Source organism: Aromatoleum petrolei (assembly GCF_017894385.1).
GTDB classification, from domain to species: Bacteria; Pseudomonadota; Gammaproteobacteria; order Burkholderiales; family Rhodocyclaceae; genus Aromatoleum; species Aromatoleum petrolei.
In genome coordinates, this window is record NZ_CP059560.1 from 3,545,290 (window position 1) to 3,570,865 (window position 25,576).

Here is a 25,576-nt window from a genome sequence, read left to right on the forward strand (position 1 = left end):
GATGACGCTAGCAGTCGTGGCGGACCGGAATGATGCCGGGACCGCGGAAGTGAGGGGGGGGCGCGCGGTGCTTGCAGCGCGCGGCAAGGGCCGGGCGGTGAAGGTCGTGGCGGCCGATGCGCCTGCTGCGGCACCGGGTAGGGGCTACGGCGCGCGCCTGAGCGGCTGGATGCGCGCGCTGGCCGCGGCCGTGCTGCCGCCCTTGGTGGGGCTCGCGCTGTTGATCGGCCTGTGGGATCTGGCGACGATGAACGGCGGCGGCATCCCGACGCCGGGCACGACCTGGGAGGCGGCGGTGGCGATCTTCGCCGACCCGTTCTACCGCGTCGGGCCGAACGACCAGGGCATCGGCTGGAACGTGTTGTCGTCCTTGCAGCGCGTGGCGATCGGCTTCGGCATCGCGGCGCTGGTGGGTATCCCGGCGGGTTTCATGCTGGGGCGTTTCGCGGTGCTGTCGCAGATGATGAACCCGATCATCAGCCTGCTGCGCCCGGTGAGCCCGCTCGCGTGGCTGCCGATCGGCCTGCTGGTGTTCCAGCGCGCCGACCCGGCGGCGACCTGGACGATCTTCATCTGCTCGATCTGGCCGATGATCCTCAACACCGCGCAGGGCGTGACGCGCGTGCCGCAGGACTACCTCAACGTCGCGCGGGTGCTGAACCTCTCCGAGTGGAAGGTGTTCACGAAGATCCTGTTCCCGGCGGTGCTGCCCTACATGCTGACCGGCATCCGCCTGTCGATCGGCACGGCCTGGCTGGTGATCGTCGCGGCGGAGATGCTGACCGGTGGCGTGGGCATCGGCTTCTGGGTGTGGGACGAATGGAACAACCTCAAGGTCGAGCACATCATCATCGCGATCTTCGTGATCGGTATCGTCGGCCTGATCCTCGAACAGGCGCTGATGCTGCTTGCCCGTCGTTTCAACTACGAAAGCCGCTGAGCGGTGGAGGAGACCATCATGAAAAAGATCGTAAAGATCGAGAATGTCGGGCAGACCTTCAACACGAAGAACGGGCCCTTCACGGCACTGCGCGGGATCAGCCTGGACATTCACGAGGGCGAGAGCATCAGCCTGATCGGCCACTCGGGCTGCGGCAAGTCGACGCTGCTGAACCTGATCGCGGGGCTTACGCGGCCGACGAGCGGGGTCATGCTGTGCGACGGGCGCGAGATCGCCGGCCCCGGCCCCGAGCGTGCGGTGGTGTTCCAGAACCACTCGCTGCTGCCCTGGCTCACGTGCTATGACAATGTGTATCTCGCGGTCGATCGCGTGTTCGGTGCGAAGGAGGGCAAGGCGAAGCTGAAGCAGCGTACGCAGGATGCGCTGGCGCTGGTCGGGCTGTCGCACGCCGAGACGAAGTTCCCGCACGAGATCTCGGGGGGCATGAAGCAGCGGGTCGGCATCGCCCGAGCGCTGTCGATGGAGCCGCGCATCCTGCTGATGGACGAGCCCTTCGGCGCGCTCGACGCGCTGACGCGGGCGATGCTGCAGGACGAGCTGGTGAAGATTCTCGCGGCGACGAAGGCGACGATGGTGATGGTGACGCACGACGTCGATGAGGCGGTGCTGCTGTCGGACCGCGTCGTGATGCTCACGAATGGGCCCGCAGCGGCGATCGGCGAGATCCTGGCGGTGAAGCTCGATCGTCCGCGCGACCGCCTGGCGCTCGCGGAGCAGCCGGAGTTCGCGCACTGCCGCGCGGCGGTGCTGGATTTCCTCTACAAGAAGCAGCTGAAGCACGCGGCCTGAACGGTGTGTCGGCGGGAGGAGGATGCGACCTCCCGCCGACGTGCGTGTTCATCGCTGCGCTTGTGCGGCGCGTGTCACGACGTACGGGTGACGCCGCCATGATGCGCGGTTATCATCTCCGGAGCCCGGAACCGGAGAACAACTGCGATGGCAATGCATTTCTACTACAACGGACATACCTACGAGATCGAGACGGCCCCGCTGAGCTGGGACGATGCCTCGGCGAACGCGCTGGGGCTCGCCTGGAACGACGGCGGACGCCTGACGGGGGCGGAGGACACTCCCTTTGTCGTGTCGTCGTATCTGTCGACCATCGGATCCGCTGGGGAAAACGCCGCGATCCTGAAGAACCTGAAGGCTTCCGTCGCCAAGGGCGCAAGCACGGCAGCGGACGGTGGAGGCGCGAGCTATCTCTGGCTCGGGGCTTCGGACGTGCAAAGCGAAGGCAGCTGGCAATGGCTGGACGGCACATTGGTCAGCTCGGGATACCAGAACTGGGGCTCCGGCAGCCTCGGAGCCGAGCCGGATGACTTCGGCAGCATGCAGGACTTCCTCGCCATTGCCACGGGCAAGTGGCCGGCGCCCGCCGGCGGCATCGGTGTGCCCGGGCAGTGGAATGACCTGGACGGCGCGAACCTGCTGTGGTCGGTCGTCGAGTGGGATGGCCTGATCGGCACCACAGGCAACGACAAGCTGGTCGGCACCACGGGCGACGACGTGATCGACGGTAATGCCGGTAACGACACGGTCAAGGCGGGCGAGGGGCACGATGTCATCTACATGGGCACCGGCAATGACAACGTCAATGCGGGCAACGGCGACAACATAGTGTTCGCCGAGGTCGGCCTTGTCGACGATGACGACGGCAACGACCGTGTCACCGCTGGCGGCGGCGACGATTTCATCGCTTCGGGAACGGGCAACGACATCGTGAAGGCCGGCGACGGCGACAACGTCGTGATCGGCGGTGAGGGAAATGACGTCATCACCACCGGCGCTGGTGACGACATCATCGATCCGGACGGCTACTACGTCGAGGATGGCGTTGAATCCTCTGGCAACGACACGATCAAGACCGGCGCCGGCGATGACGTCATCTTCCTCGGTGAGGGCGCGGACAAGGTATGGGGGGGAGCGGATAGCGACACCTTCGTGTTCGACAAGCTGTTCACGCCACCCAGCGAGACCGTGTTCAAGCAGGACGGCACACAGGTCGTCAAGACGTCCGTGCATCGCATCAACGACTTCGATGCCACCGTGGATAAGCTAGGCTTCGATGCCGAGGAGTTCGAGTCTCTTGCCGGCTTCACCGCGACCAACTTTGTCAAGGGCAGCGGGCTGACCGGAGCCAGCGCGAACGAGACCGGCGTGGACGATTTCCTGATCTACGACACGGCGTCGGGCAAACTCTATTACGACGCGGATGGCAACGGGCAGGAATCGTCTGCCGTACTGCTGGGCATCGTGACCGGCCGCATGGCCGACCTGGATGCATCCGATATCGTGATCTTCGAGTGAGGCAGGTTCGCGGCGCCCTGCGATCGGGGTGCCGCGACCGAAATTGCCCGCGCGGCAGCATGTAGCGCTGGCCGCGATCGTGCCGAGCCTCCGCAACGGATGGCTGGGCGAACACCGATTCTGCCGCAGGGGCTACTTCTTCCCCACCTTCGTTGCAGACAGGCGGTTCAATTTCCCTTCCGTGCTTGATTCGCCTCCGCGCCTGTGCAGGGCGGCGGCAGCTCTCAGACATGCCCGTCCGGGTGCAGTTCGTTCCGGGCGGCGTATCGATCGCTGCAATGTTGTGGTGCAGCATCCATCCGAATGCACCGGCATGGTGCCTGCCTGTTGAACCCGAAGCTTCGGCGGTTCGGATATAAAAATAAATGAAATCAGTTTGTTATGAAGATGCGTGGGGGCTGGCACCCATTTTGCGATAGGTGAACCGCAAGCTGGGGCAATGGGGCTCCGGCGAAGTGCTTGGTGCAGAGCATGCGGACAACGGCGTCCGTCGTGACTTCGGGATTTCGGTCCCGGGGGCGACGTGGCGCCGTTTTTTTTCGCCTCACGGAATTGGAGATCGATCATGGCCAAGGTGTTTCTCGTCGGTGCCGGCCCCGGAGCGGCAGACCTGCTGACGCTGCGTGCCGCACGCGCCATCGGGCTGGCCGACGTGCTGCTGGCCGATGCGCTGGTGACCGACGAAGTCCTCGCGCTGGCGAAGCCGACGGCGCGCGTGTTGCGCGTGGGCAAGCGTGCGGGGATGAAGTCGGCGGCACAGGAGTTCATCCACCGAGCGATGGCGCGCTACGCCCGACGCGGCCTGACCGTGGCACGGGTGAAGGGCGGCGATCCCTTTGTGTTCGGGCGCGGCGGCGAGGAGATGGATTACCTCCGTGCGCTGGGCATCGAGGTCGAGATGATCCACGGGCTGACTGCCGGCGTCGCGGTGGCCGGGGCGGCAGGGATTCCGGTGACGCATCGCGCGCATTGCTTCGGCGTGACGATGGTGACCGGCCACACCGACTCATCTGACACGTCTCGCACGGAGCCCGACTGGTCCGCGCTGGCGAAGAGCGGAACGACGCTGGTGATCTACATGGGCCTCGCCGCGCTGCCGCGCATCGCCGAGCACCTCGTGGCGGGCGGCCTGCCGCGCACGACGCCCGCCGCGGTGATCGCCCACGGCACGCTGCCGACGCAGCAGCAGGTGGTCGGCACCCTTGCCGACATCGCCGAACGCGCCCGCGCAGCCGCCTTGCCCACCCCCGCGCTGATCGTCATCGGCGACGTCGCTGCCTATGCCGCTACCCGCCTAGCCGACGCTTCCCCTGAATTCATCTTCCGCGCTGCCTGAAGGAGCCCGCCATGAAAAAAATGAAACTCGTGATGATCGGCAACGGCATGGCCGGCTGCCGTACGCTCGAAGAACTGCTGAAGCTCGCACCGGATCTGTACGACATCACCGTGTTCGGCGCGGAGCCGCACGGCAATTACAACCGCATCCTGCTCTCGCCGGTGCTCGCCGGCGAGATGACGCTGCCGGAGATCATGCTCAACGATCTCGACTGGTACCGCGACAACGCCATCACGCTGCATGCCGGCAAGATGGTGACGAAGATCGATCGCGTGAAGCGCAAGGTCATCGCCTCCGACGGCACCGAGGCCGAGTACGACCGCCTGCTGATCGCGACCGGCTCGACTCCGTTCATCCCGCCGATCCCCGGGGCGGATCTGCCGGGGGTGCTCGCCTACCGCGACATCGGCGATACCGAGGCGATGATCGAAGCCTCGACGAAGTACAAGCACGCGGTCGTGATCGGCGCCGGTCTGTTGGGGCTGGAGGCGGCCAACGGCCTGATGCTGCGCGGTATGAGCGTCACCGTGGTGCATCTGGCCGACTGGATCATGGAGCGCCAGCTCGACAAGCCCGCCGCCGACATGCTGCAGGCTTCGCTCGAGGCGAAGGGCATGGAATTCCTGCTTGCGAAGCAGACCGAGGCGCTGGTGCGCGGCGAGGGCGGCCGCGTGTCGGCGGTGCGCTTCAAGGACGGCATGGAGATCCCGGCGGACCTCGTCGTCGTCGCCGCAGGCATCCGCCCGAACTTCGCGCTGGCCGAATCGGCTGGCATCTACTGCGGCACGGGACGCGCGCGCGGCATCGCGGTGTCGGACACGCTGCAGACGGTGACCGACCCGCGCGTGTATGCGGTCGGCGAGTGCGTCGCGCACCGCGGCGTCGCCTACGGCCTGGTCGCGCCGCTCTTCGAGCAGGGCAAGGTTGCGGCGAACCACCTCGCGAACTTCGGCATCGGCCGCTACGAGGGTTCGGTGACTTCGACCAAGCTGAAGGTGACCGGCATCGACGTGTTCTCCGCGGGCGACTTCACCGGCGGGCCGGACACCGACGACATCGTGTTGCACGACAAGCAGGGCGGCGTCTACAAGCGCATCGTGATCAGGAACAACCGCATCGTTGGCTCGGTGCTGTATGGCGACACGGCGGACGGCAGCTGGTACTTCCAGCTGATGAAGGATGGTCAGGACATCCACGAGATCCGCGACCACCTGATGTTCGGTCAGAACCACCTGGGCGACGCCGGCCACAAGGGCGAGAACCGGGCCGCCACGATGGCCGACACGGCCGAGGTGTGCGGCTGCAACGGCGTGTGCAAGGGCACGATCGTCAAGACGATCAAGGAGAAGGGCCTCTTCACGCTGGACGAGGTGAAGAAGCACACCAAGGCTGCTTCCTCCTGCGGGTCCTGCACGGGCCTCGTGGAGCAGATTCTCGCCTCGACCGTCGGCGGCGCCTATCAGGCCGTCTCCGCGCATGACAAGCCGGTGTGCGGCTGCACGGAGCTGTCGCACGGCGATGTGCGCAAGGCGATCCGCGACCACAAGCTGCTGACCATCCCCGAGGCGATGGAAACGCTGTCGTGGAAGACGCCGAACGGCTGCTCGACCTGCCGCCCGGCGCTCAACTACTACCTGATCTCGACCTGGCCGCACGAGGCGAAGGACGATCCGCAGAGCCGCTTCATCAACGAGCGCGCACACGCCAACATCCAGAAGGACGGGACCTATTCGGTTGTGCCGCAGATGCTGGGCGGGGTGACGACGCCGGCCGAGCTGAAGCGCATCGCCGAGGTCGCCGAGAAGTACAACGTGCTGACCGTGAAGGTCACCGGTGGGCAGCGCATCGACCTCCTGGGCATCAAGAAGGAAGACCTGCCGCACGTGTGGAAGGATCTGGGCATGCCCTCGGGCCACGCCTACGGCAAGAGCATCCGCACCGTGAAGACCTGCGTCGGCGCCGAGCACTGCCGCTTCGGCACGCAGCGTTCGATGGCGATGGGCATCGATCTGGAGAAAATGCTGTTCGGCATGTGGAGCCCGCACAAGGTGAAGCTCGCCGTCTCGGGCTGCCCGCGCAACTGCGCCGAGGCCGGCATCAAGGACGTCGGCGTGATCGGGGTCGATTCGGGCTGGGAGCTCTACGTCGCGGGTAACGGCGGCATCAAGACGGAGGTGGCGCAGTTCCTGTGCAAGGTGCAGACGCGCGAGGAGGTGATGGAGTACTCGGGCGCCTTCCTGCAGCTCTACCGCGAAGAGGCCTACTACCTCGAGCGCACGGTGCATTACGTCGAGCGCGTGGGCCTGGAGCACGTGAAGAAGCACGTGCTGGAGAACGCGGAGAACCGCAAGGCGCTGTACGAGCGCCTGCTCTACGCGCTACAGGATGCGAAGGATCCGTGGGCCGAGCGCTACGCCGCCGATGCCGCGCCGGCCGTGCGCCGCGAATTCGAAATCCTCGAAGTCTGAACTCCCGGAGCCACTCCATGACCACCTTTGAAATCAGCGTCGACGCCGGCTGGAAGGAAATCTGCGCCGTCGAAGATATCCCCGTGCTCGGTTCGCGTGTCGTGAAGGCGGCGCGCGGCGGCGACATCGCGATCTTCCGCAACGCGGACAACGAGGTCTTCGCGCTGCACGACAAGTGCCCGCACAAGCAGGGCCCGCTGTCGCAAGGGATCGTGCATGGGCGCCAGGTCACCTGCCCGCTGCACAGCTGGAAGATCGAGCTCGACTCGGGCAACGCGGTCGCGCCCGATGTCGGCTGCACCAGGTCCTTCGAGGTGAAGGTCGAGGGCGGCCGGGTGTTGCTGAAGGTTTGATCGGTCGCCGCATTCGCATTCTGGAGCTGTAAATGGACAAGCAATCCTTCCTCAAGGCCGGCCATCCCCCGACGCTGCTGGCTTCCTTCCTGTACTTCGACCTCGCCTTCATGGTGTGGGTCATCCTCGGGCCGCTCGGCGTGCAGATCGCCAAGGACTTAGGCCTGGATCACGCGCAGAAGGGCCTGATGGTCGCCGTGCCGGTGCTCGCCGGGGCGATCCTGCGCATCCTGATGGGCGTGCTGGTCGATCACCTGAAGCCGAAGATGGCCGGCGCGATCGGGCAGGTGATCGTGATCTGTGCGCTCTTCGTCGCGTGGAAGTTCGGCATCCACAACTACGAGCAGACGCTGCTGCTGGGCGTGTTCCTGGGCTTCGCCGGCGCCGCCTTCGCGGTGGCGCTGCCGCTCGCGTCGCGCTGGTATCCGCCCGAGCATCAGGGCACGGCGCTGGGTATCGCCGGGGCCGGCAACTCGGGCACTGCACTGGCGGCGCTGTTCGCGCCGGGGCTGGCGATGGCCTACGGCTGGACCAACGTCTTCGGCCTTGCGCTGATCCCGCTGGTGCTGGTATTCGCCTTCTATCTCGTGGTTGCGAAGGATGCGCCGGAGTGCCCGCCCGCGAAGCCCTTAACCGAGTACTTCAAGGTGCTGAAGGACAAGGATGCGTGGTGGTTCATGTTCTTCTACTCGGTGACTTTCGGCGGCTTCGTCGGCCTGGCGTCCTCGCTGACGATCTACTTCAATACCCAATATGGGCTCGATGCGAAGATGGCCGGCTACTTCACCGCCGCCTGCGTGTTCGCGGGGTCCTTGGTACGCCCGATCGGCGGCCGCGTCGCCGACCGTGTCGGCGGCATCAAGAGCCTGTCGGTGATGTACGTGTTCGCGGCGATCTTCCTCGCGATCGTCAGCGTCGGGCTGCCGGAGGCGTGGATGGCGCTCGCCGTGTTCGTGGCTGCGATGCTGGCGCTCGGCATGGGCAACGGTGCGGTGTTCCAGCTCGTGCCGCAGCGCTTCCGCAAGGAGATCGGCGTGATGACGGGGCTCGTGGGCATGGCGGGCGGGGTCGGCGGCTTCTACCTCGCGTCCTCGCTGGGCTACGCGAAGCAGGCTACCGGCAGCTACCAGATGGGCTTCGTGATCTTCGCCGGCCTCGCACTGGCGGCGCTGATCGGGCTCACCTCAGTGAAGACCCGCTGGCGCACGACCTGGGGCGCGGCGCACCTGACCTCGGCGCGCATCTGAGGTTCGGGCGCGAGGCATAGACGGAGAGCCCCGGAATGAACAAGGCTGCGAGCTTCGATGTTCCGAGTGCGGCGCCCGAGGCGGCGCCGGCTGCGGCGCGTCGTCCGGGCAAGGCCCAGCCGCTCTCCGTGCGCCTCGGCCATGCGACCGAACAGGGCCTGCGCCCGCGCAACGAGGACTTCGTCGGTGCCGCGACGCCGGAGGGCGCCGAGTTGGAGGCCAAGGGCCTGTTGCTGGCGGTCGCCGACGGCGTCGGCGGCCACGCGAATGGCCGCGAAGCCGCCGAATACACGGTGCGTGGGCTGCTCGCGGACTACTACGCGACGCCCGACACCTGGAGCGTCGAGAAGTCGGTGAATACCGTGGTCGGCGCAATCAACCGCTGGCTGCTCGCGCAGTCCGCCAAGTCGCGCGACTACGCGGGCATGGCGACGACGCTCACGGCCGTCGTGCTGCGCGGGCGGCGCTACTATGTCGCCCACGTCGGCGACTCGCGCGCCTACCTGTGGCACGACGGGGCGCTGCGGCGCCTGACCGAGGACCACACCTGGGAACATCCGGAGCTCAACAACGTGCTGCGCCGCGCGGTGGGGCTGGATGCGCAGCTGCTGATCGATTTTAATGACGGCGAGCTCGCGGTCGGCGACCGCTTCCTGCTGGTGAGCGACGGTGTGTGGAACACACTGGGCGACGAGGGCATGGGCGAACTGCTCGCGCGCCACGACGACCCGCAGGTTGCCGCCGACGCGCTGGTGCTGGAGGCCTTGCACCGCGGCGCCACCGACAACTGTACGGCGCTGGTCGCCCACGTCGACACGGTACCGGCCGACAACCTTCGCGACCGCCTCGCGAGCGGCCGGCGCCTGCCCTTGCCGCCGCGCCTGAAGGTCGGCGAGACGCTGGACGGACTGCGTGTCGAGGAGCTGCTGCACGAATCGCGCGTGACCCTGCTGTACCGCGTGACACGTCTTGAAGACGGTGCCGCGCTGGTGCTGAAGACCTTGCGTCAGGACGAAGGCGACGAGGAGGCGATGGCCGCGCTGGTGCGCGAGGAATGGCTCGCACGCCGTGTGCCGGGGCATGCTTTCCCCCGCGTGTGCGATCATCCCGGGCGTGACCACCTGTATTACCTGATGAGCTGGCACGAGGGCGAGACGCTGAAGGCGAGCCTCGCCCGCGGCCACCGCTATGCGCCGCACGAGCTGGTGCCCATCGGCACGGCGCTGCTGCGCGCGGTCGCCTCCTTGCACCGGCTCGGTATCGTGCATCGCGACATCAAGCCCGACAACATCCACATCGACCGCCACGGCGAGCTGCGCGTGCTCGACCTCGGCGTCGCCGCATCCGACGGCGAGGATCTGCGCGAGATCAACAACCCGGGCACGCCGTCCTACATGGCCCCCGAGCTCTTCGCCGGGCAGCAGGCGAACGAGTCTTCGGACCTCTACGCCTGCGGCGTGACCCTGTATGAGTTGCTGACGCGCAAGTACCCCTATGGCGAAGTCGAACCCTTCCAGACACCACGCTTCGGCGAACCGGTGCTGCCGACGCGCTACCGGCCCGACACGCCCGAATGGCTGGAACGGGTCTTGCTGAAAGCCTGTGTGCGCGACCCGAAAGACCGCTTCGAGACGGCGGAGGAGTTCCTCGTCGCGCTCGAACGTGGTGCGCACCGCCCGCTCGCGACCCAACGGCGTGCGCCGCTCGCGGCGCGCAACCCGACGCTGGCGCTGAAGCTGGTGGCGGGTGGGTCGCTGCTGCTGAACCTGGTCCTGCTGTACCTGCTGAGCCGCCGCTAGAAGAACATGACGACACCCCTGGAGAGCCTCATGGAAACGAAAGCCACCTGCCCGTATTGCGGCGTCGGCTGCGGCGTCCTCATCGAACACGACGGCGCGCGCATCACCGGCGTGCGCGGCGACCCCGAGCATCCCGCGAACTTCGGCCGCCTGTGCACCAAGGGCGCCACGCTGCACTTCACCGCGCGACCCGAAACGCGCCTGCTGTACCCGGAGCTGCGCGACACCCGCGGCGAGGCGCGCCGCCGCGTCGGCTGGGACGAGGCGCTCGACAGCGCCGCGCAGCGCTTCGCCGACGTGATCACGGAACACGGCCCGGATGCCGTCGCCTTCTATATCTCCGGCCAGCTCCTGACCGAGGACTACTACGTCTTCAACAAGCTGATGAAGGGCCTGATCGGCTCGAACAACGTCGATACCAATTCGCGCCTGTGCATGTCGAGCGCGGTCGCGGCCTACAAGCAGACGCTGGGGGCCGACGCGCCGCCCTGTTCCTACGAGGATTTCGCCGAGACCGACTGCCTGATGATCGCCGGCGGCAACCCCTCCTACGCGCACCCGATTGCCTTCCGCCGCATTGAGGACGCGAAGGCCGCGCGGCCCGACATGAAGATCATCGTCGTCGACCCGCGCCGCACCGACACCGCGGCGACCGCCGACCTGCACCTGCCGATCCTCCCGGGCACCGACATCTGGCTCTTCAACGCGATGCTCAACGTGCTGCTGTGGGAGGGGCTCGTCGACAACGCCTTCGTGCGCGCGCATACGGAAGGTTTCGACGCGCTGCGCGAGCACGTGCGCGAGATCACGCCGGCGGTCGCGGCCGAGGTCTGCGGGCTCGGTCCGAAAGGGGCGGACGACATCCGCACGGCGGCCTTGTGGTGGGGCGAGGCGCCGCGCGCGATGTCGCTGTGGTGCCAGGGCCTTAATCAGTCCACGCACGGCACGCACAACGGCGCCGCGCTGATCGCGCTGTCGCTCGCCACCGGCAAGATCGGCAAACCCGGCTGCGGCCCGTTCTCGATGACCGGCCAGCCCAACGCGATGGGCGGACGCGAAGTCGGCGGGCTCGCGAACCTGCTCTCCGCGCACCGCGACCTCGCGAACCCCGAACACCGTGCCGAAATCGCGCGCCTGTGGGGCGTCGCGGATGTGCCGGCCACGCCCGGCCTCACCGCGGTCGAACTCTTCGATGCGATGCACGAAGGCCGCATCAAGGCGCTGTGGATCGCCTGCACCAACCCCGCGCAGTCCTTGCCCGAACAGGAGCGCGTGCGCGAGGCGCTTGCGCGCTGCGACTTCGTCGTGCTGCAGGAAGCCTACGGCAATACCGAGAGCGCGCCCTTTGCGGATCTCCTGCTGCCGGCAGCGACCTGGGGCGAGAAGGAAGGCACGGTGACGAACTCCGAGCGCCGCATCACCCACGTCAATCGCGCGATCCCCGCGCCGGGGGAGGCGCGCGCCGACTGGGCGATCGTGTGCGACTTCGCGCGCAAGCTGGGCCCGCTGATCGGCAAGCCCGAGGCCGCACGCATGTTCGGCTACGCCGGCCCGGAGCCGATCTTCGCCGAACATGCCGAGACCACGCGCGGGCGCGACCTCGACATCTCCGGCCTGTCCTACGCCGTGCTGGACGGCAAGGGCCCGCAGCAGTGGCCCTTCCCCGAAGGGGCGGGCGAAGGCCGTGCGCGGCTTTACGCCGACGGCCGCTTCCCGACGGCCGACGGCCGCGCGCGCTTCGTCGTGCCGACCGCGAAACTCACCGCCGAGCGCGCCGACGCGCGCTACCCGCTGCATCTGACGACCGGCCGCCTGCGCGACCAGTGGCACGGCATGAGCCGCACCGGCAAGGTCGCGCGCCTCTACAACCATGTCGACGAGGCGCGCATCGAACTCAACGCCGACGACATGCACCTGCGCGGCATCCGGGACGGCGATCTCGTGCGCGTGAAGAGCCGCCGCGGCGAGATCGTGCTGCGGGCGGCCGCGTCGAACGAGATCCGTTCCGGTCAGGCCTTCGTCGCGATGCACTGGGGCTCGAACGCGCTGAATTCAGCGGGCATCAACGTGCTGACGTTGCGCGAGTTCGATCCCTACTCGAAGCAGCCGGAACTGAAACACGCGACCGTGCAGGTCGAGAAAGCGAATTTGCCGCATCAAGCACTGATCATGCGCGGCGAGCCTGAGGGGACAACGACGGGAGAGGAGGAGGAGAGGGATCCCGCCGGCGTCACGCTCGAGCGCGCCGCGCGCCTCGCACCGTGGCTGGAGCGCTTCGCCTACGCGTCGCTCGCGCTCGCCGGCCGCGATCACCCGGCGGTGGTGCTGCGCATCGCACACGACCAGCCGATCCCGCCGGCGTGGCTGGCCGAACTCGACACGCTGCTGGGCCTCGACGACGAGCACTGCCTCGCCTACAGCGACGCGCGCCGCGGCATCACCAAGCGCGCGCGCATCGAGGACGGGCTCCTCGTGGGTCTGCGCCTCACCGGCGAGACCGCCGCCGCCGGCTGGCTGCGCGACGTGCTGGTCGAACGCCAGCCGACCGCCGAACTGCGCCGCTGGATCCTCGCGCCGCTCGCGAGCCCGCCGGCTGCCGCGAAGAGCCGTGGGCGTATTGTGTGCAACTGCCTCAACGTGTCGGAGAGCGACATCGCCGCGGCCATCGCCGGTGGCGCCGGTTTCGACGCGCTGCAGGACAAGCTCAAGTGCGGCACGAGCTGCGGTTCCTGCGTGCCGGAGATCAAGCGCCTGGTCGCCGCGGGGCGCAGCGCCGCCTGAGCGACCGAGGACGCCAGGCGCTGCCGTCGATGCACGCACTGCGGCGATCCCGGCGACATCTCCCTGCGCAAGGGCCGCTTCGTGAGGCGGCTCCTCACATGTGTTTCACGGGTTCTTGACATATGCCACGGTAGAGTCGCGCCTTGCCTGCGGGCGGCATTAATGCCATCCCGCGGCGATCCCGATATACACGGACCGTCGCAGTGCATGCCCGACAGGATCGCTCCTGACGCTTCGCATGCCGGAAGGCGGCCGAGATCGAGAAACGCATGCGCCACGACACCAATGTTTCAGTCCTCGGTCCGATTCCGCTCCGGCGCCCGCACGGAGGCGTGCTCGACCGTCCCTTCGTCGAACGGATCGCTTTGATGCTGCTCGCGTTGCTGCTGATCGGCGCCGGCATCGGCCTGCGCGATCCGTCCAACGTCGACGAGGAGCGCTTCCTCGGCATCGCGCTGGAGATGCTGCAAAACGGCTCGTGGATCATTCCGCACCGGGCCGATCAAATCTATCCGGACAAGCCGCCGCTCTTCATGTGGATCGTCGCGCTTCTCGTCCGCGTCACCGGTTCGCCGAAGGTCGCCCTGTTCCTGCCGGCACTGCTTGCCGGGGCAGTGACCACCGGCTGCTTGTACGACCTCGGGCGCCGCCTGTGGAACCGCCGCACCGGCGTCGCCGCGGCCCTGCTGTTCCTTGCCTGTGTCCAGACCTACAACGTCCTGCGCGCGGGTCAGCTCGACGGCCTCTTGTGTTTGTGGATCTCGCTCGGCATGTACGGCCTCGTGCGGCACCTGATGGCCGGACCGGCCTGGGGTTGGTTCTACGTGGCCTGCGTCGCGATGGGTTTCGGCGTCATCACCAAAGTCATCGGCTTCCTGCCGCTCTTCATGCTGCTGCCCTACGCGTGGGCGGTGCGCCACGACTGGCGTGGCGTGGGTCCCGTTCCGCGCGAAGCATGGCGCTGGGCGCTGGGCCTGGGCCTGATGCTGGCCGCAGTTGCCGTGTGGGCGCTGCCTCTCGCGGCCACGGTGCTACTGCAGGGCGATGCGGAAAGCCTCGCCTACGTGCGGGATGTGACGCTGCGGCAGACGGCCGAGCGCTATACGAATGCATGGATGCACCGCGAGCCGGCGTGGTATTTCGTCGTGAACGTGATCCCGGAAGTCTGGCTGCCGCTCGTCCTCGGCTTGCCGTGGCTGGTGCCGGCGTGGCGGCGGCAGTTCGCGCAGCGCGACGGGCGCCTGCTCGTACTGCTCGGCTGGGCGCTGCTGATCGTGCTGTTCTTTTCGCTGAGCACGGGCAAGCGCAAGCTCTACATCTTCCCGGCGCTGCTGGGTGCGGTACTCGCGGTCGCGCCGCTCGTTCCCTGGCTTCTGCGGAAATGGTTCGGCGGTCGTCCGCGGGCGCAGCGCGTCTTCAGCGGAATTGTGGCGGCATGGTTCGTCGCGTGGTTCGTCGCCGGCTTCGTCGAGCCGCTCAGGGAAGGTCCGAATCCCCACCGACAGGTGATGCATGCAGCTGCCGAGCTGACCGGCGGCGCCGATCTCCTCCTCATCGAGTGGCGCGAGGGGCACTGGCTCTTCGCCCGCCAGCCCATCGTGCATTTCGGCTTCCAGTCCGGCGCGGGCGTCGAAGAGGCAGCCCGGTGGCTGCGCGTGCATCCGCAGGCGTTCGCGCTCGTACCGGGCCGTGAGTTGTCACGCTGCTTCGCTCCTGACAAGGCTCGCGCGGTCGGTGAGACCTCGCGTGCGGAATGGTTCGTCGTCGGGCCCGATGCCGACAACGGACAGTGTCATGCCGAGCTGCCCGCGCGGGAATTCCGCTTCGCGTGGCAAACCCCGATTTGAGTCGCGCATCGACTGACAGGACGCATTCGACATGGCTTTTGCCTCTACCGGACTGCGGCGGTTCGCGCCGCGCGCGGGCCTCTACGCCCTGATCCTCGTCGCCGCCGTTGCAGCGCTCGGCGTCGCCGACCACGAACTGCACTGGCACCAGCGACTGCTGTCCCGCGCCGTGGTGCATCGCGGGACGCAGGGCTTGCCGTCGCAGGCGATTGCACTGCAGGACTACGAAGTCGTGATCGACGCCAAACCCGTTCCCGGCGCTGCCGAGCTCTCCGGAATCACCTACGATTTCGATCGCGACCGCCTGCTCGCGGTGAGCAACGACGGGCCGGCTGAGGTCGTCGCGCTGAGCCGCACTGGCGACGTGCTCGAGCGCTACCGTCTGGAAGGCTTCGACGACACCGAGGGCATCGCCTACATGGGCAACGGTCGGGTCGCGATCACCAACGAGACCCTGCAGCGCCTCAATTTCGTCGAGCTCCCGCCGCAGTCTGGCACGCTCGACGCGAAGGGATCCCCTTTCCTTACCCTCGGCCTCAACATGCATCGTGGCAACAAGGGCTTCGAGGGCCTCGCCTACGATGTGGCCGGCGACCGCGTCTTCATCACCAAGGAGCGCGATCCGCGTCAGCTCTTCGAGGTCGACGGCGTCGCTGCCTCGCTCGGCGGCCGGCTGCAACTGACCCTGCAGGATCACACCGACTGGATTGACCGCGATGTGTCCACGGGCGACCTCGCCGACGTGTCCTTCGATCCGAAGACGGGGCACCTCGTGCTGCTGAGCGAGGAGTCGAAGGAGCTCGTCGAGCTCGATGCCGAAGGCCGTTTCGTGAGCTCGCGCCCGTTGGCGGGCCGGGGTTCGGGCCTCGCGAACGACGCGCCTTCGCCCGAGGGGGTGACGATGGATGCGGACGGCAACCTCTACGTCGTCAGTGAGCCCAACCTCTTCTACGTGCTCCGCAAGAAGCCCTAGGGACACCGATAGTCGGCGCGTGCGCGGTGCGCGCACGGCCTGTGATCGGTCCAGAAAGTCGGCGATCGTCGCTTCGCTGGGCCTCGCCCCAGCCGATATCACCTGGCGGGCAGGCGTGGATGTGCTGCGCTGACGCCCTCAGGCGCCCTTCAGCGCATAGATGCCCGCGGCGTTGCGCCAGTAGCCCTTGTAATCCATGCCGCAGCCGAAGAGGAAGCGGTCGGGGATGTCCAGGCCGTGGAAGTCCGGCTTCATGTCCGGGCGGGCCTTGCGTCCGTGCTGCTTGTCGACCAGCACTGCGGTGAGCACCTCGGCTGCGCCTTCCTCGCGGCAGTGCGCGACGATCGCATCCAGTGTGTGGCCCTCGTCGAGGATGTCGTCGATGACCAGCACCGTGCGCCCCTTCAGGTCCTGTGTCGGGCGCACACGCCAGTCGAGCATGGTCTGGCCGTTCAGCGCGTGGCCGTAGCGCGTCGCGTGCAGGTAGGCGACTTCCAGCGGGAAAGCCAGCCGCGACAGCAGGCGTCCGGCGATCACCAGTCCGCCGTTCATCACGCAGTAGCACACCGGGTTGCTGTCGGCGAGCCGAGTGGTGATCGCGGCCGCCATGCGGTCCAGTGCGGCCGTCACCTCGGCAGGTGAGGCGAGGCAGTCTGCTTCCGCCATCGCCAGCTTGATTTCGTTGAGATCGATGCTCATGGATGTCAGTGTCCTGAAAAATCGCAAACGGTGAAGACTTCGAGCCCGGCCGCGCGCAGCAGCTTCGAGCCGCCGAGCTCGGGCAGGTCGACGATGGCCGCGGCTTCGACGACCTCGGCGCCGAGACGGGCGAGCAGGCGCGAAGCGGCTATCATCGTGCCGCCGGTCGCGATCAGGTCGTCGATCAGCAGCACGCGGTCACCCTTGCGCGCGGCGTCGGTGTGCATCTCGACGGTCGCGTTGCCGTATTCGAGTTCGTAGTCCTCCGCGATCGTCGTGAAGGGCAGCTTGCCCTTCTTGCGCACCGGCACGAAGCCGACGTTGAGCTGGTGCGCGACCACGCTGCCGAGGATGAAGCCGCGCGCGTCGATGCCCGCGACCACGTCGATCGCGCGGTCCATGTAGCGCAGCACGAACACGTCGACCAGCAGGCGGAAGGCCTTCGGGTCCTGCAGCAGCGGCGTAATGTCGCGGAACATCACGCCCGGCTGCGGCCAATCGGGCACGGTGCGGATCGCGCTCTTCAGGAAGGCGGTGTCGAGCTGTATGGTCATGACAGGAAGGCGAACTTGAGGACGAAGACGATGGCGATGCCGACCACCATCGGCGAGAGGTCACGGCTGCGGCCGGCGAGGACCTTGAGCGCAGCATACGACACGAATCCGAAGGCGATGCCGTGCGCGATCGAGAAGGTGAACGGCATCGTGATCGCGGTGACCACCGCGGGCGTCGCTTCGGTCAGGTCGTCCCAGTCGATCTCCGCGAGCCCGCGGATCATCAGCACCGCGACGTAGCACAGCGCCGGGGCGGTCGCGAAGGCCGGCACGGTGCTGGCGAGCGGCGCCAGCACCAGCGCGGCGAGGAACAGCACCGCGACGGTGACGGCCGTGAGCCCGGTGCGCCCGCCGACCGAGGTTCCGGCCGCCGACTCGATGTAGGCGGTCGTCGATGAGGTGCCCAGTCCCGCACCGGCGACGATTGCCGTCGAGTCCGCGAGCAGCGCGTTGCGCAGGCGTGGCAGCTTGCCATCCTTGTCGAGCAGTCCCGCGCGGTGCGCGACGCCGATCAGCGTCCCCGACGCGTCGAACAGTTCGACGAGGAAGAAGGTCAGGATCACCGTCAGCAGACCTGCGTTGAGCGCCCCGGCAATGTCCATCTGCATGAAAGTCGGCGCGATCGACGGCGGCGTCGCGACGATACCGTTGAATGGCGTCAGCCCCAGCGCGATGGCGATCACCGTGATCGCAAGGATGCCGATGATGATCCCGCCGTGAATGCGCCGTTGCTCCAGTGCGACGATCAGCACGAAGCCCAGCACGGCCAGCAGCGCCCCCGGCTGGTGCAGGTCGCCCAGCGTCAGCAGCGTTGCCGGATGGCCGGTGATGATTCCGGCGTTTTTCAGGCCGATGATCGCGAGGAACAGCCCGACGCCCGCCGAGATCGCGAACTTCATCGAGCGCGGGATCGAATTCACGATCGCCTCGCGCAGCCGGAACAGGCTCACGACGACGAACAGGCAGCCGGAGATGAACACCGCTCCGAGCGCCGCTTGCCACGTAAAGCCCATGCCCTTGACCACCGCGAACGCGAAGTAGGCGTTGAGTCCCATGCCCGGCGCGAGCGCGATCGGGTAGTTCGCATACAGGCCCATGATCGCCGAGCCCAGTGCGGCGGCGATGCAGGTCGCGACGAAGACCGACTCCCTCGGCATTCCCGCTGCGGACAGGATGTCCGGGTTGACGAAGATGATATAGGCCATCGTGAGGAAGGTCGTCAGACCGGCCAACAGCTCCGTCCTGACGTCGGTGCCGTGCGCGGAGAGCTGGAAGAAACGTTCCAACATCTTGTTCCCCAAGCGAAAAAGCGGCGGAGTCTACCCCCCGCGCCGGCGCCGGACAATTGTTGTTACACACAATGCCTGAGAACCACCGACCGCTTTCGGCGTGGATGCGCGGTGCCTCGTGCGCCACCGGCCGCCGGTCCCGATGTTCCGTGCGAGAATGATCAAAATGGGCAGGATGGCAGTCACGATGGTTGCATGACGTTGACGTCAACGTCAAAATACAGCCCGGCGTTCGAGAGGGGCGTCGCAATCCAATCAAAGTCGCCTGCGGCGCGCGACCCGGCAGCATCGCCGGGATCCGCGGCAAGCGGGCGTACATCGGGCGTGACGGAGATGCATCCGCCGCGCCGCTTCTGGGAAAGGAGAGGAAATGACTGCTGTAGCCGAGTTTCTGAAAGCGCGCGACTTCCTGCTGGCGCACCGCACCGACTACGCGACCGCGTACGCCGGCTTCCAGTGGCCGCAGCTCACCGAGTTCAACTGGGCGCTCGACTACTTCGACGCCATGGCACGCGGCAACGACAAGCCCGCGCTGTGGATCGTCGAGGAAGATGGCCGCGAGTCGAAGCTCTCCTTCGCCGAGATGTCGGCGCGTTCGAACCGCGTCGCCAACTGGCTGCGCGACCAGGGCGTGGCGCGTGGCGACCGCATCCTGATCATGCTCGGCAACGAAGTCCCGCTGTGGGAAACCATGCTCGCCGCGATCAAGCTCGGCGCCGTCGTGATCCCCGCGACCACGCTGCTGACCCCGGACGACCTTGCCGACCGCCTCGAGCGTGGCCAGGTCAAGCACGTTGTCATTGGCAAGGCCCACACCGACAAGTTCGCCGACCTCGCCGGCGCCTACACCCGCGTCAGCGTCGGCGGTGCGACCGCCGGCTGGCTGTCCTTCGAGGACGCCTACGCCGCCTCGCCCGAGTTCAAGGCCGAAGGCGTCACCCGCGTCACGGACCCGCTGCTGCTGTACTTCACCTCCGGCACCACGTCGAAGCCGAAGCTCGTGCAGCACAGCCACCAGTCCTACCCCGTCGGCCACCTGTCGACGATGTACTGGATCGGCCTGCAGCCTAACGACCGCCACATGAACATCAGCTCGCCGGGCTGGGCCAAGCACGCCTGGAGCTGCTTTTTCGCCCCGTGGAACGCCGGCGCCTGCGTGTTCCTCTACAACTACAACCGCTTCAACGCCAAGGCGCTGCTCGACGTGCTCGTGAAATACGAGATCACGACCATGTGCGCGCCCCCGACGGTGTGGCGCATGCTGATCCAGCAGGACCTCGCGTCCGTGAAGACCAACCTGCGCGAACTCATCGGCGCCGGCGAGCCGCTCAACCCCGAAGTCATCGAGCAGGTGAAGAAGGCCTGGGGCATCACCATCCGCGACGGCTTCGGCCAGACCGAAACCACCTGCCAGATCGGCAACACGCCGGGCCAGAAGCTCAAGCCCGGCTCGATGGGCCGCCCGCTGCCCGGCTACACCATCGCGCTGCTCGACGCCGACAGCAATCCGGTCGAGGAAGGCGAGATCAGCCTCGTGCTCGCCAAGCGCCCGGCCGGCCTGATGCTCGGCTATGCCGGCGACGAAGCCAAGACCGCCGAAGTCATGCGTGACGGCCACTACCGCACCGGCGACGTCGCGAGCATCGACGAGGAAGGCTACATCACCTATGTCGGCCGCGCCGACGACGTGTTCAAGGCCTCCGACTACCGCATCAGCCCCTTCGAGCTCGAATCGGTGCTGATCGAGCACCCGGCCGTCGCCGAAGCCGCCGTCGTCCCGAGCCCGGACCCGGTGCGCCTGGCCGTGCCGAAGGCCTACGTGATCCTCGCCGCCGGCCACGAGCCGTCGAAGGAACTCGCGAAGGACATCTTCGCCTTCACGCGCGAGAAGCTCGCCCCGTACAAGCGCATCCGCCGCCTCGAATTCTCGGACCTGCCGAAGACCATCTCCGGCAAGATCCGCCGCGTCGAGTTGAGGAAGAGCGAAGAGGGCAAGGACGCGTCCGTGCGCGGCGCGCTGGAGTTCTTCGAGGAAGACTTCCCCGAGCTCAAGGGCTGAACCGCCGCGCATTGCGCATTGCATCAAGGGGCGCGTGCAGCGGCGGCATAAGCTGCTACAATGCGCCCCGTGGCGGGTCTCCCCGCATTGCAGCGCGGTGAACCTGGTCAGGGCCGGAAGGCAGCAGCCACAGCCGTTCCCTGCAAGTGCCGGGGGTCGGGCTCGCCACCCTGATTCACGAACGGGCGCCTCCGGAAACGGGGCGCCCGTTTCATTTTGTACCTCCTTGCCGGACTTCCGTTACGCACGCCCCGCGCTCTTGCGCTATCTTCGGCGCGTCCCTTCGCCGAGCACCCGTTTGAACCTGAGCTCATTCCTTCTTTCCCTGCTATGCCTGGCCGGCATCGCCGCCGCGCCCCTGCACGCCGAACCGCCCCCATCACCGCAGGGCGTCGCGCTGGTGCTATCGGGCGGCGGCGCCCGCGGCATCGCCCACGTCGGCGTGCTCAAAGTCCTCGAGGACATGCGTATCCCGGTCGACTGCATTGTCGGCACCTCGATGGGCGCGATCGTCGGCGGCGCCTACGCGGCGGGGATGGAGCTGGGCGACATGGTGCGCGAGATCCACGCCGTCGATTGGGTCAATATGTTCGCGAGCAGTGTGCCGCGCGAGGACCAGCCCTTCCGCGACAAGCAGGATGCCGCGCGCAACCGCTCCGCAATCACCTTGGGCTACGGCGGCGGTGCGCTGCTCTTGCCGCAGAGTGCGATCTCCGGCCAGGCGATGGACCGCTTCCTCACGCGGCTCGCCGGCGACGCCGAGGCGCTCGACACCTTCGACAGCCTTGCGCTGCCCTACCGCGCGGTCGCCACGGACCTCGAGACCGGCGAGCTGGTCCTGCTCGACAAGGGGCCGCTGTGGCGCGCGATGCGCGCGAGCATGGCCGTGCCCGGGGTGTTCCTGCCGATCGAGACTGAAAATCGACTGCTTGTCGATGGTGGCCTGGTGATGAACCTCCCGGTCGATATCGGCCGCGAGCTGTGTGGCGGGCGCGTCATCGCCGTGAATCTCGGCACGCCGCCGCACGCGCGCGAGCGCCTGCGTTCGGCCACCGACATCGCGCTGCAGGCGATCAACCTCGCGCTCGAACAGAACGTGCGCCAGCAGCTCGCGCGCCTGGGTCCCGAGGATGCGCTGATCCAGGTCGAGCTGCCCGGCATCACCTCGCGCGACTTCGATCGTGTGCTCGAAACCATCCCCTACGGTACCGAGGCCGCGCTGCGCCAGTCCGCATCGCTCGCACGCTTCAGCGTCGATGAGGATAGCTACGCGAGGTGGCAGGCCCTGCGGCAATTCCGCTGGCACAAACGCGCGCCGGTCGTCGCCGACATCAAGGTCGAAGGCCTCAGGTTCGTGCCCAAGCGTCTCTTCGACGCGACGCTCACGCAGAAGGAGGACGAGCCGCTCGACACGCAGGCGCTCGAGCGTGACATCGCGCGCATCTACGAGCGCGGCGACTTCGATCGCCTGCGCTACAGCGTGCTGCACGACGGGCCGCGCGCGACGGTGCAGCTCGATGCCGACGAGAAGGCCTCCGGCCCCAACCTGCTGCGCTTCGGCGGCGGCCTCGCCGCTGATTTCGAAGGCGGCTCGCAGGTCGGCCTCTACGCCGGCTTCTCACGCCGCTGGCTCAACACCCGCGGCGGTCGCTGGGACACCGACCTGCAGCTTGGCACCACGAACCGCATCCGCAGCGAGCTGTTCCAGCCGCTCGACCTCGACAGCGGCTGGTTCGTCGCGCCGTCAGTGGAGCTGTTCAACCGCGTGCTGCCTGTTTTTGTCGATGGCCGCAAGCTGTCGGAGAACAAGGAGAAGGGCGGCCTCGTAGGCCTCGATGCGGGATACGAGGTGGGCATGTGGGGCGAACTACGGGCCGGCTGGCGGCGCGGGCGGCGCAGCTCGGAAGTCATCGCCGGCCCCGAGCTCTATCCCGAGCGCCTCATCGAAGACGGCTGGGTACATGGCACCGCCACCATCGACCGCCTCGACAGCCCCTTCTTCCCGCGCCGCGGCTACGCTGCCCGGCTACGTGCGGAACTTCACTCGCCGGCCTTCGGCGCCGACCAGCGCTACTTCTTCACCGAGCTCGACGGCGACGCCGCGACCTCCTTCGGCCCCAACGTGTGGCGCGTACGCGCGCTGCTCGCCGGCAGCCCCGACCGCGACTTGCCCGAGGTCGGCCGCACCCTGCTGGGCGGCCCCTTCCGCCTTTCTGGCTACCGCTACGGCGAACTCGCCGCCGATCAGGTGGCGCTCGTCAGCGGCGCCTACTACCGCCAGATCACGCGCCTGCCCGACACGCTCGGCCGCGGCGTGTACGCCGGCGCGACAGCCGAATGGGCGGAGCTGCGCAACTATGGCACCGCGCTCACCCCGGACCCCGGCCGGCACCGCGCGTATTCCCTCTTCCTCGGCGCCGACACCGCCCTCGGTCCGATCTACGTCGGCGCGAGCTATTCGCCCGAAGTGGGCGACGTGCGCTACTACCTGCAGCTCGGACAGCCCTGAGGCACGTGCGGCCGATCGCCCGGGGCGGGTCCGTCAGGCCGGTCGCCGATAGCCATCCGGCACGCCGTCGGGTGACAGCATGATCTGCCACAGCTGCAGGTCGCGTGCGCGGAAGGCGCCCGCGCAGCTGAGCAGGTAGTAGGACCACATGCGGCGGAAGCGTTCGCCGTAGCGTCCGGCGAAGCGCGGCCAAGCCGCTTCGAAGCGTGCATGCCAGGCCATCAGCGTGCGGTCGTAGTCGGCGCCGAAGTTGTGCAGGTCCTCGATCACGAAGAGATGCTCGACGGCCTTCGCAACCTGCCTCAGGGCTGGCAGATCGCCGTTCGGGAAAATGTAGCGGTCGATCCACGGGTCGGTGTGCGCGGTGCGGAAGTTGTTGCCGATCGTGTGCAGCAGGAAGAGCCCGTCGTCTCGAAGGCAACGGCGCGCGACCGCGAAGTAGGTGCGCAGGTTATGCCGGCCGACATGCTCGAACATGCCAAGGCTGGCGATGCGGTCAAACGGCTCGTCGATTTCGCGGAAGTCCATCAGGCGGAACTCCACGGGCAGGCCGGCGCAGCGCTCGCGCCCGTACTCTGCCTGCGCCCTCGAAATTGTGAGGCCGACGCAGCGAACGCCGTAGCGTTCGGCTGCGAACTTCATGAGGCTGCCCCAGCCGCAGCCGATATCGAGCAGGCACATGCCGGGCCGCAACCCGAGCTTGCGGCACACCAGGTCGAGTTTCGCCTCCTGTGCCGTCGCCAGATCGTCAGCGTCCGCCCAGTATCCGCAGGTGTATGCCATGTACGGATCGAGCATCGCCTCGAAAAAATCGTTGCCGAGGTCGTAATGCACTTCGCCGACGAGCTTCGCCCGGCGCGGGCTCTGCAGGTTCGTGAGATGTGCGCGCAGCACGTGCCAGACGAACTTCGGCGAACGCGCCGCGCGGTCGAGGTGGGCTCGCACGATGCGATGGATCAATTCGTCGACCTGTGGTGCATCCCAGTCGCCATCCATGTAGCTCTCGCCCAACCCCATGCTGCCATGCAGGAGGATCCGGTCCGCGGCCTCCGCGCGATGCAGCCGCATGTCCCACGGCCGGGTGCCGCCGATGCAGATGTCGGCTTCCCGCAGCAGCCCGGCCAGCAGCTCGACACTGCCCCCGTATGGCGCTCGTCGCGTCACCGTCGTGCCGCTGCAAAGGTGCGACTCTGGCAGCTCGTGAAACTCCGGGGCCATGCACGCTCCTCCTTCTCCGTGTGCCGCCTGTGCACGGGCGACGCTCGTCCGCGAACACCCATTCCGGATATGTTCGACTTTCAAAGGATAGACCACGCTTCGCACAATTCCGTTTCAGCGCGCGGGGCCGGAGGCCATTCCGATATCAGGCAAGTGCGGCGTCGAGCACCATCATCGCCGCGAAGCCGACGACGAGGCCGGTCGTCGCGAGCGTCTCGTGGCCGCGACGGTGCGATTCCGGAATGATCTCGTGGCTCACGACGAAGAGCATCGCACCCGCTGCGCCGGCGAGGCCCCAGGGCAGAAGTGCCTGCGCCTCCGCAACCACCGCGGCGCCGGCGAGCGCCGCGATAGGCTCGACCAGACCGGACAGGGCCGCCACCGCGAACGATACTGCCCGGCCGTAGCCGGCGGTCGCGAGGGCGATCGCAACGATCAGCCCTTCGGGCACATTCTGCAGCGAGATGCCGGTCGCGACCGCATTGCCGGTGCTCGCAGAGACGCTTGCGACTCCGATCGCGAGCCCCTCGGGAACGTTGTGCACCGCGATCGCGAACACGAACAGCCAGACCGCCCCTGCGCTGCGCTCCGACTGTGGTTCATGCGAGTGGGGCAGGGTGCGGTCGAGCGCGAGCAGGACCGCGGCGCCCGCGCCCATCGCCACCGCGACGAGGAACACCGCGTCCACGCGGCCGAGTCCGAGGGCGACTGCCGCGTCGAGGCCAGGAAGGAGCAGCGAGAACACGCTCGCTGCAAGCATCACGCCCGCACCGAAGCCGAGCAGAACCCCCTTCACGCCGGCGGCGATGCGGCGCATCACGAGCACGGGCAGCGCACCGAGGGCGGTAGCCAGCGCAGCCATCGCGCCCCCAGCGAGGGCGTCGGGGATTGCGAACGCGCCGGCATCGACGCTGCGCACGAGTTGCGTACCCAGCACCACGAAGCCGGTCAGGACGATCAGCCACCCGCCGAGCGCGCGCAGCGCCCCGGCCGCGTTGGCATGCTGATAGTGCAGGCGGGCGACTTTGGCAACCATGATGCGACTCCTTTCAGTTGGGCGATTGCGTCGAATCCAGTATTGCCGTGCGCTGAAAATAGTTCTAATTGAACATTAATAAGTATTCGATAGATTTTCAGTATTTATTCGCCCGCGGCAAACCGGCGCGTCCTATTGCA

General features: G+C 67.4%; 18 protein-coding genes and 1 other RNA gene. 14 read left to right on the forward strand and 5 right to left on the reverse strand.

Translation table 11 applies throughout. From position 1 onward, the window contains the following. Nucleotide 1: 1 nt before the first annotated feature. The 11 genes from ntrB (at nt 2) to ToN1_RS16280 (ending at nt 16,072) form a co-directional block, all read left to right on the forward strand. Nucleotides 2-940: a nitrate ABC transporter permease gene (ntrB, locus tag ToN1_RS16230; RefSeq protein WP_244860801.1), complete on the forward strand. Its 939-nt coding sequence runs from the start codon at nt 2-4 to the stop codon at nt 938-940. A gap of 18 nt (nt 941-958) precedes the next feature. After that, nucleotides 959-1,750 carry an ABC transporter ATP-binding protein gene (locus tag ToN1_RS16235; protein ID WP_169204363.1) on the forward strand — a complete coding sequence of 264 codons (792 nt, stop codon included), beginning with the start codon at nt 959-961 and terminating at the stop codon, nt 1,748-1,750. Nucleotides 1,751-1,897: 147 nt separating this feature from the next. Continuing rightward, the gene (locus ToN1_RS16240; RefSeq protein WP_169204364.1) at nt 1,898-3,268 is read left to right on the forward strand and encodes a hypothetical protein; all 1,371 of its coding nucleotides are present in this window, start codon (nt 1,898-1,900) and stop codon (nt 3,266-3,268) included. Between the two features lie 565 nt (nt 3,269-3,833). Further along, nucleotides 3,834-4,604, forward strand: a complete 771-nt coding sequence (gene cobA / locus ToN1_RS16245) for a uroporphyrinogen-III C-methyltransferase (protein WP_169204365.1) — start codon at nt 3,834-3,836, stop codon at nt 4,602-4,604. Between the two features lie 11 nt (nt 4,605-4,615). Next, complete coding sequence (gene nirB / locus ToN1_RS16250; protein ID WP_169204366.1) at nt 4,616-7,072, forward strand: nitrite reductase large subunit NirB; 2,457 nt, start codon at nt 4,616-4,618, stop codon at nt 7,070-7,072. Nucleotides 7,073-7,089: 17 nt separating this feature from the next. Next, nucleotides 7,090-7,425, forward strand: coding sequence for a nitrite reductase small subunit NirD (gene nirD / locus ToN1_RS16255; RefSeq protein ID WP_169204367.1), 336 nt, complete (start codon nt 7,090-7,092; stop codon nt 7,423-7,425). A gap of 32 nt (nt 7,426-7,457) precedes the next feature. Next, a complete protein-coding gene (locus ToN1_RS16260) occupies nt 7,458-8,672 on the forward strand; it encodes a nitrate/nitrite transporter (protein ID WP_169204368.1) in 1,215 nt (404 codons plus the stop codon). A 35-nt stretch (nt 8,673-8,707) separates the two neighbouring features. After that, nucleotides 8,708-10,471 carry a bifunctional protein-serine/threonine kinase/phosphatase gene (locus tag ToN1_RS16265; RefSeq protein WP_211162004.1) on the forward strand — a complete coding sequence of 588 codons (1,764 nt, stop codon included), beginning with the start codon at nt 8,708-8,710 and terminating at the stop codon, nt 10,469-10,471. 30 nt (nt 10,472-10,501) lie between these two features. Beyond that, nucleotides 10,502-13,252, forward strand: a complete 2,751-nt coding sequence (locus tag ToN1_RS16270) for a nitrate reductase (RefSeq protein WP_169204369.1) — start codon at nt 10,502-10,504, stop codon at nt 13,250-13,252. Nucleotides 13,253-13,521: 269 nt separating this feature from the next. Further along, on the forward strand, nt 13,522-15,099 hold the full coding sequence (locus ToN1_RS16275; protein WP_244860802.1) for an ArnT family glycosyltransferase: 1,578 nt from the start codon (nt 13,522-13,524) through the stop codon (nt 15,097-15,099). A gap of 31 nt (nt 15,100-15,130) precedes the next feature. Beyond that, nucleotides 15,131-16,072: an SdiA-regulated domain-containing protein gene (locus ToN1_RS16280; RefSeq protein ID WP_169204370.1), complete on the forward strand. Its 942-nt coding sequence runs from the start codon at nt 15,131-15,133 to the stop codon at nt 16,070-16,072. 138 nt (nt 16,073-16,210) lie between these two features. On the opposite strand, the gene ToN1_RS16285 is transcribed toward ToN1_RS16280, so the two are convergent. Genes ToN1_RS16285 through ToN1_RS16295 form a run of 3 tightly spaced genes read right to left on the reverse strand, consistent with a single transcriptional unit; the run spans nt 16,211 to nt 18,614 of the window. Continuing rightward, nucleotides 16,211-16,771 (reverse strand): hypoxanthine-guanine phosphoribosyltransferase, encoded by a 561-nt coding sequence (locus ToN1_RS16285; RefSeq protein WP_169204371.1) that lies wholly within the window; start codon nt 16,769-16,771, stop codon nt 16,211-16,213. A gap of 5 nt (nt 16,772-16,776) precedes the next feature. Further along, nucleotides 16,777-17,325 carry an adenine phosphoribosyltransferase gene (locus tag ToN1_RS16290; RefSeq protein WP_169204372.1) on the reverse strand — a complete coding sequence of 183 codons (549 nt, stop codon included), beginning with the start codon at nt 17,323-17,325 and terminating at the stop codon, nt 16,777-16,779. Next, nucleotides 17,322-18,614 carry an NCS2 family permease gene (locus ToN1_RS16295; RefSeq protein WP_169204373.1) on the reverse strand — a complete coding sequence of 431 codons (1,293 nt, stop codon included), beginning with the start codon at nt 18,612-18,614 and terminating at the stop codon, nt 17,322-17,324. The genes ToN1_RS16290 and ToN1_RS16295 overlap by 4 nt, the downstream gene beginning before the upstream one ends. A 370-nt stretch (nt 18,615-18,984) precedes the next feature. On the opposite strand from ToN1_RS16295, the gene ToN1_RS16300 reads away from it, so the two are divergent. From ToN1_RS16300 to ToN1_RS16310, 3 genes are all read left to right on the forward strand, one after another. Next, the gene (locus ToN1_RS16300; RefSeq protein WP_169204374.1) at nt 18,985-20,673 is read left to right on the forward strand and encodes an AMP-binding protein; all 1,689 of its coding nucleotides are present in this window, start codon (nt 18,985-18,987) and stop codon (nt 20,671-20,673) included. A 71-nt stretch (nt 20,674-20,744) separates the two neighbouring features. Beyond that, nucleotides 20,745-20,843, forward strand: an RNA gene (gene ffs / locus ToN1_RS16305) — signal recognition particle sRNA small type. 128 nt (nt 20,844-20,971) lie between these two features. After that, on the forward strand, nt 20,972-23,182 hold the full coding sequence (locus ToN1_RS16310; protein ID WP_169204375.1) for a patatin-like phospholipase family protein: 2,211 nt from the start codon (nt 20,972-20,974) through the stop codon (nt 23,180-23,182). Nucleotides 23,183-23,215: 33 nt separating this feature from the next. Here the strand turns inward: ToN1_RS16310 and cfa are convergent, their stop codons facing one another. Further along, entirely contained in the window at nt 23,216-24,400 is a 1,185-nt protein-coding gene (cfa, locus tag ToN1_RS16315) for a cyclopropane fatty acyl phospholipid synthase (RefSeq protein WP_169204376.1), read from the reverse strand. A 145-nt stretch (nt 24,401-24,545) separates the two neighbouring features. Further along, nucleotides 24,546-25,436 carry a ZIP family metal transporter gene (locus ToN1_RS16320; RefSeq protein WP_169204377.1) on the reverse strand — a complete coding sequence of 297 codons (891 nt, stop codon included), beginning with the start codon at nt 25,434-25,436 and terminating at the stop codon, nt 24,546-24,548. Nucleotides 25,437-25,576 lie beyond the last annotated feature (140 nt).